This is a genomic window from Odoribacter sp. N54.MGS-14, assembly GCF_000980295.1.
Classification (GTDB): Bacteria; Bacteroidota; Bacteroidia; order Bacteroidales; family Marinifilaceae; genus Odoribacter; species Odoribacter splanchnicus.
The window spans coordinates 71728-84659 of record NZ_LARL01000007.1 but is presented as its reverse complement, the minus strand read 5'-3'; the positions used below and the strand labels follow the sequence as shown (position 1 = coordinate 84659).

Genomic DNA, 12932 nt, shown 5'->3' with positions numbered 1-12932 from the left:
CAAAAAACTTTACGTTACGTTTCCGTCAGACACCACCGGTCGGGCGTTCAGAAAAAGCAAGACGACACTCGCCAGAGCTCCAATGGTCCCCGAACACGAACATCTTCGACTCCCGTCATCACTGCCTGGCAGGCTAAACCGGACCTGAAAACCATAAATTTCAGCGAAAAAAGATTTTCCGGTAAAGTAACCCAACTATCCATAATCCGATAGAGGTGAGCCGGTATTTTATTCTATAAAATTTTTCTAATTCTTCCTTTGCCAGGTCGTGTTAACGTGAGATGCAGGGTTTTGTGGCGGAAGACCATTGGAGCGGGAACGAGGGTCCGGTTAGGTTTTCCGAACGCCCGACCGGTGGTGTCTGAGCGAAGCGAGTTCCGCCGGTCAGTGAAGGAAAGCCTTACCGGACCGTTCCAGGCGAACCGGTCTGACGGCACAAAACCCGGAATCGGAATAGAAAGAAAAAATAAACCTACTATTTCATTCCTCCGTTCCAGTTGATCTTTTGTGAATAATACATGATGACCGCCAGGATGATGAATAATCCGAGGCTACCGGCTAATAAAGCGTAAGTCTCCATTTGAATCAATACAAAGATATAGAGATATAATAGAGCCAGCAATCCGCCTATTGTAAAGGCTGTTTTCCGGATTTTGAGAATTCCCCGCATATATAGTGTCAATAGAATAATAGTCATGATCGCTGAAATAAGATAGGCTAAATTAAACCCCAGATGTTCCGAAATGGCGATCAATAACGTATAAAATAAACATAAGCCAAGTCCTATCAGTAAATATTGGAAAGGATGGATATTCTTTTTTTGCATCACTTCCACAAAAAAACTGATCACAAAAGTAAGAATGATAATCAGGGAGGCATACTTCACGGAGCGCATAGATTGCTGGTATTGTTGTACGGGTAATAAGAGGTTGACTCCGAAAGAAGAGAGTTCTTCTTCATTGTGGTACTGGTTACTGGTGAATACCTGGGGGTAATTTCGGTTGAGGTTCAATACCTTCCAGTCGGCAGTGAAACCGCTGTTCGTAATCTCACGGTTCTCCGGTAAAAAGGCTCCCGTAAAACTCGGGGTAGTGCAATTGGAGGTTAGGTGGATTTGTGTCGTTTTACCGAAGGGACTGAATTGAATCGATTCTGAGCCTTTAAGCTGTAGTTGGATCGAAAATTCAATCGAATCTCCGGCCTGAAGTTTTTGGTGTTGAGGTAGTACGGAGGAAACACCCGAAGATAAAATAAAATCCGAAGGTAATCCTGGGTTGAATTGAAGCGTTTCTTTACCCCAGTCGACAGTTATTTGTTCGCTGATTCCCCGAAGATCGGAAATCCCCAGATTCAAGGTCGCATGCTGAAGCGCTATGTCTTCGGGCAAAATGGTGGTTTCGAAATGTTCCGGGATGATAAATTTGCCTTTTAATACTAACGGCGTTTTATATACGACAATATCGTATAAACCACGACTCAGTTCTTCGGTTTCTACATTTCCTGTAATATCCAGAAGCTCGGGAAGAATATGGATATAGTTTTTGACTTTCTTTACCCTGATTTTCGTGGCTCCGTTTTCATAATAAGTCTCTTCGTAGTTTTCATAGCAGGGAATACTGATGAAAGGGCCTGTTACCAATTGTGAGCTGCTCCATTTGTTTTGTACTTCCGTTGTTGCTTCCGAGGCGGTTTCGGAACGTTCCGAGATTAATCCCCGGATCATTGCAAGCGGAATCAGGAGAATGAGAATTAAAACTCCGATTAAAATAATTTTGACAGACAAGGCATTCCGTTGCATAAACCCTTGGCGTGGGTATTTTTCCTGGTTGGAAAAAGAGATTTGTGTTTCCATAATCAGAAGAGTTTAAATTTATTTAATAAAGAACTTTGTATTTCAAAGTATAAGTGTAAAAAAATAGATATTATTATTCCAGTTGATTTTTTAGAAAATTTTCCAGGGCATTCAGGTGTTTTTTAAAAGCTTCTTTTCCTTCGGGGGTGACAGAAAAGGTGGTGTTGGGTTTACGGCCGATAAATTGTTTGTAGCTTCGGATATACCCCAATTCCTCCAGATTCCGGGTATGGCTGGCTAGATTACCATCGGTTAGTTCAAGCAAATTTTTCAAGGATACAAAATCGATGGATTCATTGACCAGGAGTACCGACATGATTCCTAACCGGGCTTTACTTTCAAAGGCCTTATTAATATCTTCCAGGTTTAGTTTCATTTGTTCTTTTTTTCGTATTTCAAATGAAAAAAGATACCGTAGACGATATGAAAGAGGCCGAAGCCGACGACCCAAAACAACAGAGCATAATTTTCTACAAAACTATCGGCCAGGCCGAGAGCGATTTCCGCATAACCCAGATAGCGGGTATTGGAAAACGTATAATTCGACGCACTGATCAGAGCGACGCCATAGAATATCAGCATGATCGAAGAAGTAAGGCCATAATGGCTTTGCCAGATCAATGATATACAAAGTATTCCGCCTACAACCAAAGGCAGGAAGAAATTCCACAGTAGCCTTTTGGTATTGAAATCGAATAAAAGAGATTGGTTGTTTTGGTGGGCTTTGTGCCTGCACATCAGGATGACCGTAACGATACAAACGATAATCAGTAAAGAAGCGAAGACGATCAAAAGTTGTAGTTTCGCAGGCGTGTTGACATCCAGTCTGGGTACCGGTGTTGTATTTCCCAGGATAGAATAAGCAATTATCGCGGCGATACAGGCGTATATACCGATAACGATAGAGGACAATCCGCTGAATGAGACAAACCGGGTGGACTTTTCCATCATGTTCCGGATGTCGTTTAAAGTGTTTAAAGCTTCCTGATTATTCATATTTCAAATTACTTTGTGATGCAAAGTTAAATATTTTTTGAAAAATTCGCCTTTGAATTGACTTTTTTTGCGAAAAAAAAGATAAATGCTTCGTTTCGTGGAGTTAGTTTCCTAATTTTGTAAAACAGTTCAGTCGGTTCGACTGTTTTATAAATTGGTATATGGCTAAAATTTTATTGGTAGATGACGATACCACTTTTTGTCTGATGTTGAAAACATGGTTGACAAAAAGAGGGTTTGAAGTAGAGAATGCTTTTTCTTGCCGTGAAGCTTTGGCGAAGCTGAAAGGGACGAAATATGATGTCGTGTTGACAGATTTGCGTTTACCGGATGAGGACGGAATTTATTTGTTGAAAAATATCAAGGCATCGACTCCTGAGGTTCAGGTGATTTTGATGACCGGTTATGCTGATATACAAACTGCGGTATTGGCGATGAAATTAGGGGCTTTCGATTATGTGGCGAAGCCCGTCATTCCGGACGAGATTTTGAAAAAGATCCAGGACACTTTGGAACAGACTGCTGTTCCCGAACAAAAAAAGCGGACAAAAAAGCCCCAATCGGTGCCATACATCAAAGGTACGAGTCTGGAAGCCGACAAACTTTACGAATATATTCGATTGGTAGCTCCGACTATGATGACTGTATTGATTACCGGAGAAAGTGGTTCCGGTAAAGAGTACATAGCCCGTTTGATTCATGCTCAGAGCAATCGTAAGGAGGCGCCTTTTATTGCCGTCGATTGTGGGGCGATCCCCAAGGATTTGGCAGCCAGTGAATTTTTTGGACATGTGAAGGGGGCTTTTACGGGAGCTGTGAACGATAAGACGGGTTATTTTGTGGCTGCTTCGGGAGGGACGATTTTCCTCGATGAAATCGGAAATCTGAGTTACGATGTGCAGGTACAGTTGCTACGGGCCTTGGAAGAACGTAAAGTGAAGCCTGTGGGGAGTGATAAAGAGATCGCTTTTGATGTACGTATTATATCCGCTACGAACGAGAATCTGACAAAGGCTGTGGCCGAGGGGAATTTTCGGGAGGATCTTTATCATCGTCTGAATGAATTTTCTTTAAAAGCTTTAAGTTTGCGTGAAAGAAAGGAAGATATTCCGGTTTTTGCCAATCATTTTCTGGCTGCCTCGAATGAAGAACTAGGAAAAGATGTGATCGGTTTCGAGGATGAGGTAATGTCTGTCTTTAAAAACTATAACTGGCCCGGTAACCTTCGCGAAATGCGGAATGTGGTCAAGCGGGCGACATTATTGTGTCTCGGTGATTTTATCTCTTTGAAAGATATTCCGGCCGAATTGGCAGCTGTGGATCCTGTCCCTCAAATCGAAGATCTGGCTTTGAAGCGAGAAAAGAATGAAGTACAGCTTATCCGTGAAGCATTGGCGAAATGCCACAACAATAAAAGTGAGGCTGCACGCTTATTGAAAATAGACCGTAAAACCTTGTATAATAAAATGAAGCTTTATTCTATTGAATAAAGCTTCATCCCGGCAGTTGAATTTTCAATTATTATCGATAAATCCTGTTTTTATTCTGCCAGAATCGTTATTTCGGCACCGGAGGCAAAGTCCTGACCGTTCTGTTCGCTTAAAGCTGTGAAACGGATATAACGGGCTTGCACCGGTTTGGCAAACTCAACTTGCTTCTCTTTGCTGCTATTATCGAAAGTACCTTTCTGAACAGGAGTTCCCCAGTTTTTACCGTCCATGCTTACCTGGATGCTATAATCTTTGATCTTACCGTTATTGCCGTCTTGGCGGGGTAAGTAAATGAAACCTTTGATATTCTTCACTTCTCCGGCATCCAGATCCACCCAATGCGGGTATTTGGCAACTGTTACGGAATACATCGTATGCCAGATTGTATTGGGATCTCCGTCTGTGAGGTGTGAAGCATCTCCCTCTCCGGCTTCCTGGCTGCTGGCATAGATCACAACAGTTTGGATGTTTTCCTGCTTCTCAAAGGAAATCTTCGTTTTGATAGCAGGTCTGTCTTTGAACCAGGCAGTTACCAGACCTCCTTCACGAAGTGATATCGGGGTTGTGTATTCTTTTACTTTGCTTTTTCCAACGGTGTAGCAAATTGTTGCATTCTTACGGGCTGAGGTTATTTCTACAGTTCCCGACTTACTACGTGTGATAGACAATGGAATTTCTCCGGCAGGAGCGATATTGGCTATTTTACTCAGGTCTTTACCGGCAGGACGAATGATAAATCCGAAATTGTGATTGTTGGCGAAAACCCGGTCCGCTACCAAAGGACCACCCTGACCGCAACTGTTTCCTCCCAGTCCTGTCACTGCTGCATCCAGATGCAACCAGGTGTCGCCGGCTTGTGGCAACTGATAAGGATGGGAAGCCAGAATCAAATCCTGGGCCGAATATGGTAAAGCGGAGACGGATAACCGATCGGTGGCTATAAATACAGCCCCCTGATTTGCCTGATTGGTTAGGGCACACCAACGCACATCTTCATGATTTCCCATGTCCTGAGGTTTCGGGAAGTTGACAAATTCTCCGGCAACCGTATTCTTATGCTGTTCAATGAACTGTCCGCTTTTCCGGTCTGCATAATTGTCGATCGGACCACGTCCGTAGTAGGTAAAATTGGCATATTCCTGAGGGATTTTCATGGCATAACCCAAACGGGGTAATACCAGATCAGGCTGATTGGAAGTAACACTGGCCTGTAATTCAATGGAACCATCCGGATAAACCGTCCAAATCTGATTGGTAGTGAATTTGAAATCGTTCGGACCGAAAGGGGTGTCGGTTAATTCTTCGATCGTATTCTTACCGGAACTGGTACCACCCAGTATTTTTGCTGCATGAGGCGCCTGGGATTCTACTGTAAAAGCCAATACAATACTTCCGTCCGGTTTATTCATAATCGTTGTTTCTTTGGCTTTGTGTTGTAAATGGTGTAAACCACGGTCAAACCACGAAGAATAGAACCAGTTGTCATTGTTCGTAAAAGCACGGAGTACATCCAGTTTCGGTCCATTACCTGCTGCTATGATTGTTGTTGAATCATAAGTCAGACTGTAAATCGTTCCTGTGGATTCATCGAACTCGACTTTGAAATTATTCCCTTGGATCACAAGGCGGGCAGTCCTGCTTTTGCCGCAGGTCAGTTTTCCGCCTTGTCTTATCATCGTGCTGATGAGAGGCCGGTGGGCTTCTTTCACCTGAATTTGTTCTTCTGCAACCACGAATCCTTTTCTCGCCCAAGGCATATCGTTTTTCAGTAAAAACTGCACTTTTACGAAATATTCGGAATCTTTCTTCAGATTATTGTATTGATAAGGAATAACTACCTGTACCGTATGGCGGGCAGGAACAATGCCTGTAGTCACAGGACCGGATTGTATTTCCTTGCCATTTTCATATAAGGACCATTTTACATCATAATCCGAAAGGTCTTTAAAATAATATTTGTTGAATATTCCGAATTGACCTTTCTCGATGTCAATCGCTTTCACAGCCATATTCTGATAGACTTTCTTCACTTCATAATATTGTGGTTTAGGTTCAAGATCTCCAAATACAATACCATTCATTACAAACTGACCGTCATTGGGGATATCTCCGAAATCTCCTCCATAGGCCAGATAACGCTTACCGGTTTTCTTGTCATAATTATACATCGACTGATCCACCCAATCCCAAATGGCACCGCCACAGAAGAAATTAGTAGATTCGATAGCTTCCCAGTAGTCGATCAGATTTCCACAGGCATTACCCATGGAATGGGCATATTCCGAGATATGGAACGGATATTTAATATCATAATTTCCTTTTACAGCTCCCCGTACCCAACCGATAGAAGGATATTGGTTGGAACCCATATCCACAATCGAATTGTTCCGTTCGTATTGTACCGGACGGGATAAATCGAATTGTTTTAAAGCTTCGTAGGCAGCGACAAAGTTTTGGCCGGGGCCTGCCTCATTTCCCAGCGACCAGATGACGATAGAAGGATTGTTTACATTGCTGTGTACCATTTCCATTACCCGGGCGACATGTGCATTTTTCCATTCAACGGGATGAGAAAGAGAAGCCGCCCCGTAATAGTATTCATGTGATTCGATGTTGGCTTCATCTTCCAGATAAATGCCGTATTTATTACAGAGATAATACCAGTAAGGATCGTCGGTGTAATGTGAGTTACGTACATGATTGATATTACCTTGCTTCATCAGCATAATCTCTTTTTCCATCATCTCACGGGTTATAGCGTGACCTACAGCCGGGTTGGTTTCATGCCGGTTCACTCCTTTCAATTTTATCGTCTTGCCGTTGACATAGTAATAACGGCCGGCCAAGCCGAACTCATCCTGATCGGCCGGAGTGTCTTTGATTTCCACTTTCCGGAAACCGACAATCGTAGATACTGTCTCGATACTCCGGTTTTTATGATCTTTCAGTTCCGCGATCAAGGTATAACGATAAGGAGTTTCTGCCGACCATTTATTCGGATTTTTTACTTTCAAAACCACTTTTTCCGCTTCTTGGGTATTCCCTGTGGTAATAGGTTCTACCTGGGCAACGACACAGTTCCGGATAGCCGCACCCTTAGTATCTGTTGCCAGAATAACCGGTTCATTCTCGTCAGAATACAATTTGTTGGCATACAAACTATAGCATACTTTATATCCCTTGGCCGTTTTCTTTCCAAAATTACGGATATCGGCCTGAATCGTCAGTGAACCGTCGGTGTAGTTATTATCCAAATCCGGAGTTGCAACCAGATCGCGTATCTGTACTTTTGGGGTGGAATAAAGTGCAACGGTACGGAAAATACCTGGCAAACGGAACATGTCCTGAGCTTCCAGGAAAGAACCGTCAGAATTCCGGTAAACTTCTGCTGCGACTATGTTTTTCCCGGAACGCAAATAGTTGGTAATATTGAAATTAGCCGTATTGCGTGAGTTTTTCGAAAAACCTACATACATTCCGTTGATCCATAGATAGAAAAATGAATCGACTCCGTCAAAACTGATAAATACTTCACGTCCGTCCCAGTGCTCAGGAATCTCGAATTCCCGACGGAAAGAACCCACTTCATTGCGATATTTGTAAGTAGTCCAGTTCGTTGGAGGAGTACGCATTACGCCGCCCCGCCAGTCGTCTACTTTTACGCTATGCATAAAAATGACAGGTTGATTGACATAGATGGGTACTCCGTATTTCAGGCTGCCATCTTGCTGAATTCCATAAATATTCCAGCTGGAAGGAACCGGAATATTGTCCCAGGCTGTTACGTCGAAATCGGTTTTATAAAAATCTTTGGGACGTGAATCCGGGTCCGCTGCCCAGTTGAATTTCCAGTTACCGTTCAGCGATTGCCAATATATACTGTTTTCAGGCAGAACTTTCCGGGCACTTTTTATATCTTGAAAAGGAAAAAACCAAGCATGTGGCTGCTCTTTGTTTAGAGCCAGATTTTCCGGAGATTGCCACTCTTTTCCCGTTGGAGCCTGTTCCGAAGCATAGGTATAACCTTTTAACGGCGGTCGTACACCGAAGCTTGGTATGACTAAACCACACAGTAATAGACTTAATGTGATTATACGCATGATGTGATTTCGTTTTATAAATATTCGTTGAGATCCGCACATTTTCTCTACAATATTCGTTAAAATCTGTCGGATTCCCAAATCATTTATAATGAATCTGATGATTTTTTCTCGATGCTGCTGCAACGAGAAGTAGTAACCTGTCTTTAAGGCTGATCAGCGAGTCTTGAAAGGGACCCTGATCAGGAGATTTTGAAATCTTCTTTTAGTAACAGGATCGTTTTGTTGATTACTTCCTGAGTCAGGGATAAGATTTGATTTTCAGGGAGATCGTTTTTAGTCGCCTGTTCTAACTTTTCTAATAGGGGGATTTCTTCATCTATTTCCAGTTGACGGAACATCGGGAGCATTTTGTGGGCCAGTTGGACGATAGCTGTACATTGTTTTTCTTCCTGATATTTTTTTAATAATTCTATGTATTCCCGGGTTGTCAGTACAAATGAATCGAGGATTTTTTGTAGGGCTTCCCGATCGTTGTCGACAAACTGAAGGATATGTTTCAGACTATATCCTCTGCGTTCTATGTCCTGGGCTGGATTTGAAGAGGAAGTTGTTGCCGGCCCTGAGAGTGAAATACCTGTCAGATGGGTGATTAGGGCTGTCAGTTGACCGGAGGTGAAAGGTTTGCTTAGAAAAGCACTGAAACCGGCATCGAGGTATTCTTTTTCCGTCCGTCCGGAATCTGCCGATAAGGCTACGATACAGAGATCGGCAGCATTAGGTAGTAAGGAATTGCGGATTTGTTTTACCAAATCGAAACCGTTCGTTTCCGGCATCTGGATATCGGAAAAAAGAAGATCGTATTTGGTGGAGGCCAGCTTGTTCAAGAGATGCTGTGGACTGGTGGTGGCTTCTGCCTGAATTCCATAATTAGCCAATAAACCGACAGCCATTTCCAGTTGAAGCGGATCATCATCTATAAACAGAATTTTAGGTGAACCACTCGCCGGAATACCCGGTCGGGGGGGAATGGGTGTCTCGGGGGAAGCCGTTGAGGACGAGGTGGTACACTGCCCGAGGGGAAGCAGGATCGTAAAACAACTTCCTTTACCTGGAGTACTGTTTAGTTGAATTTCTCCTCCCAGAAGATGGATTAATTTCAATGTAATCGTTAATCCCAGGCCTGTACCTTCTATGGTTGCGTGTGAAGTTAGGCGTGTAAATTCCTGGAAGATGATTTTTTGCTCCTCGGGAGTCATCCCTGAACCTGTATCCTGGATTTTTAATCTGATCTTTTCCGGATTGACGGTTTCGGCAGAGAAGGAGATATACCCTGTTGTCGTGTATTTTACTGCATTGGATAAGATATTGGTCAGGATCTGCCGGATGCGCAGAGCATCTCCTGAATAGTCTTTATCGAGATCTTCGCTGAAACGAGCCTTTAATTCTAAATGTTTAGCTGCTGCCAGTGGCATAAAATTGTCCGTAATTTCCTGGAATAAATGGTACGGATTGAACACGATATGCTCGACGGGCATTTTATTGTTTTCCAGTTTCGATAAATCCAGCAAGTTACCGATCAGTTTCAGGATATGTTCCGAAGAACCCCGCATGTTTTTCAGGAAATAACGTTGCCGTTCGTTGATAGGGGTGTTATTGAGTAGTTCGATATAACCGATTACAGAACTTAGCGGTGATTTAATGTCGTGTGTGACGGTCAGGATCATCTTTTCCCGGCTTTTCAGCAGTTGGTCGGCATAGCGGTTGGCTGCCTCGAGTTCTTTCCGATAGCGTTGGCTACGGGATAAATCGCGAAGAATAAAGAAGGTAAAAAACAAGATCAGCAGGAAAGCAATCACTGCCAGCCAGGCAAAAATCCGGATCATTGTGTTGAGGGTTTGTTCCCGGGTTTCTTGTTTGATTAGAGAATTCGTGATTTCTTCTTTTTCATAGGCTCCTAATATTCGTTTCAACTGATCCGTAATGTAGGTGCTCTGCTGAATTAAGGCATATTCTTTCCGGTTGATTTGACGGGTAATATCCTGGGTTTGTTTTTGTACATCTTCCCAGGCTGTTTTCAGAATATGAACGACACTGTCCGTATTTTGTAAGGCTGTTTGCCTGTTAAGCGTATCGATAACAGTATGATGAGAAACCGAAACTTTGAGTACGGAATCGGGCTCGGTCTTGGAAAAAAATAACCAACGTCTTTTCTTTTTTTCTGATTTGGTGTACGAGCTGTCCAGTGTCGTAATGTGTCTTTTCCGGATATCTGTCCCTTGCAGGCTGTCTCTTCCGGATTCTATACTGGCAATCGCTTTATTATAGAAATCATCCGGGACAAAGGATTGTTTTACCCGGACGATATCCTGTAAATTACGTATTTTCTGATCGAGTAGATCATTGATCGTATCCAGACGAAGAATCTGGTCCAGACGGGTAGTTAAGTCTCTTAAAGAGTCTATATTCGATTCAACTTCCTCTATTAAATCCCGGTACTTTAGAAAATAGGATCTCGAACCGGTCTGTACAAAAGCATTCCCCAGCCCTTCCGATTCATAAAGCCCCGTGATCGTATTGCCAATAATGAATAGTTTCCGGTTAGGATTATCACTATTTTCTTCGCTGACAATTAATTCTATTATTTGCTTATAAATCAAAACAGCAGCCAGGATACTCAATAAGAACAGAAGACTATATCCTCCGATAACCTTCCATTGGGTATATTTTGAAAGTGAGGGCATGATCTTGTTTTTATTACATTTCAATTTTTCACCAAATATAAAAAAATGCATCAAAATTTAGAGCCTGTCGTACAAAATTTTGAAAGTTACAACAAAAAACAAACGCTAAATAAATGCTTTTCATTTATTTAGCGTTTTGCTCTGTGATCCCGTGGGGACTCGAACCCCAATCAAAGGAACCGGAATCCTTCATTCTATCCATTGAACTACGGAACCAAATGCGCTGCAAAGATAATAAAAAAAAGAAAAGGGGAACCATGTCCCCCTTTATTTTTTAGAATTAATTAATGGGGTTTTTTCGTACTACCGTAATTAATTCTCAGTGAATTTGCTTTACGTAATTCCTGTTTAATATCGGTAACGACACCCATCGTTACATTTTTATCTACTTTCAGGTTATTTGTAATGCTATTTCTATCTTCCTCTTTACGACTTTCACGTTCTGAAACCACAAAAGCTCCCAGTTCTTCTAAAGTTGCGAAACGATCGTTCAACTGGATTCGGGGTTCGGTTCCGTAAGCACCTTGATATTGAGGAGTAGGTTTACCTACATAAATATTACTTACGAGCGATTTCTTTTCCAGCTTTACGGTTTCTGTAGCCTGAGGCATCGCATTGGCAACCATTAGGGAAACTTCACGCATCGTGGTACTCACCATGAAGAAGAACAGCAACATAAACACGATGTCAGGTAAAGATGCCGTTGAAATTGCGGGCGTCTCTCTTTTACCACCTTTTTTAAATTTTGCCATTATTTTTTCCCTCCTATGTTTTTAGGTTCTGCTTCAGAAATCTGCATCGGAACAACTTTTCTGACTGCTTCTTTTTGGTCGTCATTCAGTTCATCAAAGTTTTTACCCCATTTCTCGTTGGCTTTTCTGTTTCTCAATTCATTATAAGCGGATGTCAACTGATCTTGTACGGCGATGTACATTTCATATGACGTTCCTTTATCACTCTGAAGAGAAACAATACCCTTCGAAACTTCCACGGGACCGAAAAGATCGATCGTTTTAATTTCTTTTTGGGGTAAGTCTTCGCTATTATTCGGATTTAGAACAAATTCGATTGTCCTGTCTTTCAGGGTAGAAACATCTGCCAATTCTCCGTTGATCGCCAGCTGATTGTTCCGGTTTACCAAAACCTGCAAAATATTCCGTTTTGCATATTTCGGGGCTTCGGTATTATCCGGCTGATAGGGCGGAAGTCTTCTGTATATACCGGAATCCACATTCATCGTCGTCGTTGCCAGGAAGAACACAAGCAACAGGAATGCGATATCGGCAGTCGAAGTGGCATTAATTTCTGGTGTTTTCTTTGCCATATTCCTTAATTTTATCTCTATTCCCCGAAGGGAATAGTATTATTTCATTCTGCTGTAAATTTCCGTTCCTAAAATAGCTAAAATAGCTGCTGCAAAAAGGAAATACATTGTGTACAAAATCGTATCTGTAAAGATCAGCATGGATGGTACGTTATCAGGTCCCGTATAACCGACTAGTTTCAATGGAGTACCATCAGCCAATGCATACCCGATCAGGATGACTATGGCTACTCCCGCTAATCCGATAAAGCTTTTCATTGCTTGTTTCGGGCGGGTAAACAGACGAATCACCGGGAAGATAACAGCTACAATGATTGCAATACCACACAGGATATATGCCCAATTCAATAATGCCGCTGTATATACAGGAGTAGTGTACGGCTGATTCGGTACTTCACCTCCGAACATAAACAGCCCTAACAATACTATTGTAATGGCAAACATTACGATTGTTACAAGGTTGAGTATTCTTTTACTATTCATGGT

Annotated in this window: 8 protein-coding genes, 1 tRNA gene and 2 pseudogenes; 1 reads left to right on the top strand and 10 read right to left on the bottom strand. The window is 42.3% G+C overall.

Features of this window, described 5'->3' with window-relative positions; all coding sequences use genetic code 11:
* Window positions 1–475: 475 nt before the first annotated feature.
* From creD to WS42_RS02975, 3 genes are all read right to left on the bottom strand, one after another.
* Complete coding sequence (gene creD, locus WS42_RS02985; protein ID WP_013612985.1) at window positions 476–1852, bottom strand: cell envelope integrity protein CreD; 1377 nt, start codon at window positions 1850–1852, stop codon at window positions 476–478.
* Window positions 1853–1925: 73 nt separating this feature from the next.
* Window positions 1926–2228 (bottom strand): winged helix-turn-helix domain-containing protein, encoded by a 303-nt coding sequence (locus WS42_RS02980; RefSeq protein ID WP_013612986.1) that lies wholly within the window; start codon window positions 2226–2228, stop codon window positions 1926–1928.
* On the bottom strand, window positions 2225–2848 hold the full coding sequence (locus WS42_RS02975) for a hypothetical protein (protein WP_046450728.1): 624 nt from the start codon (window positions 2846–2848) through the stop codon (window positions 2225–2227). The genes WS42_RS02980 and WS42_RS02975 overlap by 4 nt, the downstream gene beginning before the upstream one ends.
* A 161-nt stretch (window positions 2849–3009) precedes the next feature.
* Here WS42_RS02975 and WS42_RS02970 point away from each other — a divergent pair, with 161 nt between their 5' ends.
* Entirely contained in the window at window positions 3010–4338 is a 1329-nt protein-coding gene (locus WS42_RS02970; protein ID WP_013612988.1) for a sigma-54-dependent transcriptional regulator, read from the top strand.
* Between the two features lie 50 nt (window positions 4339–4388).
* Here the strand turns inward: WS42_RS02970 and WS42_RS15780 are convergent.
* The 7 genes and pseudogenes from WS42_RS15780 to WS42_RS02940 all read right to left on the bottom strand — a co-directional run.
* A pseudogene (locus tag WS42_RS15780) lies at window positions 4389–5951 on the bottom strand (beta-galactosidase small subunit-related protein); the annotation flags it as partial.
* A gap of 62 nt (window positions 5952–6013) precedes the next feature.
* Window positions 6014–8432: pseudogene (locus tag WS42_RS15775) on the bottom strand (glycoside hydrolase family 2 TIM barrel-domain containing protein); the annotation flags it as partial.
* Between the two features lie 188 nt (window positions 8433–8620).
* Window positions 8621–11122: a hybrid sensor histidine kinase/response regulator gene (locus WS42_RS02960; protein ID WP_046450732.1), complete on the bottom strand. Its 2502-nt coding sequence runs from the start codon at window positions 11120–11122 to the stop codon at window positions 8621–8623.
* A gap of 144 nt (window positions 11123–11266) precedes the next feature.
* Window positions 11267–11338, bottom strand: a tRNA-Arg gene (locus WS42_RS02955).
* A gap of 68 nt (window positions 11339–11406) precedes the next feature.
* Entirely contained in the window at window positions 11407–11874 is a 468-nt protein-coding gene (locus WS42_RS02950) for an ExbD/TolR family protein (protein WP_022160414.1), read from the bottom strand.
* Window positions 11874–12446 carry an ExbD/TolR family protein gene (locus tag WS42_RS02945; RefSeq protein WP_022160415.1) on the bottom strand — a complete coding sequence of 191 codons (573 nt, stop codon included), beginning with the start codon at window positions 12444–12446 and terminating at the stop codon, window positions 11874–11876. The genes WS42_RS02950 and WS42_RS02945 overlap by 1 nt, the downstream gene beginning before the upstream one ends.
* Window positions 12447–12485: 39 nt before the next feature.
* The gene (locus WS42_RS02940; protein ID WP_022160416.1) at window positions 12486–12929 is read right to left on the bottom strand and encodes a hypothetical protein; all 444 of its coding nucleotides are present in this window, start codon (window positions 12927–12929) and stop codon (window positions 12486–12488) included.
* Between the last annotated feature and the right edge of the window lie 3 nt (window positions 12930–12932).

Bases quoted from the DNA above. Each gene is read 5' to 3' on its own strand.
- creD (WP_013612985.1), bottom strand. From the start codon at position 1,852: ATGGAAACACAAATCTCTTTTTCCAACCAGGAAAAATACCCACGCCAA.
- WS42_RS02980 (WP_013612986.1), bottom strand. From the start codon at position 2,228: ATGAAACTAAACCTGGAAGATATTAATAAGGCCTTTGAAAGTAAAGCC.
- WS42_RS02975 (WP_046450728.1), bottom strand. From the start codon at position 2,848: ATGAATAATCAGGAAGCTTTAAACACTTTAAACGACATCCGGAACATG.
- WS42_RS02970 (WP_013612988.1), top strand. From the start codon at position 3,010: ATGGCTAAAATTTTATTGGTAGATGACGATACCACTTTTTGTCTGATG.
- WS42_RS02960 (WP_046450732.1), bottom strand. From the start codon at position 11,122: ATGCCCTCACTTTCAAAATATACCCAATGGAAGGTTATCGGAGGATAT.
- WS42_RS02950 (WP_022160414.1), bottom strand. From the start codon at position 11,874: ATGGCAAAATTTAAAAAAGGTGGTAAAAGAGAGACGCCCGCAATTTCA.
- WS42_RS02945 (WP_022160415.1), bottom strand. From the start codon at position 12,446: ATGGCAAAGAAAACACCAGAAATTAATGCCACTTCGACTGCCGATATC.
- WS42_RS02940 (WP_022160416.1), bottom strand. From the start codon at position 12,929: ATGAATAGTAAAAGAATACTCAACCTTGTAACAATCGTAATGTTTGCC.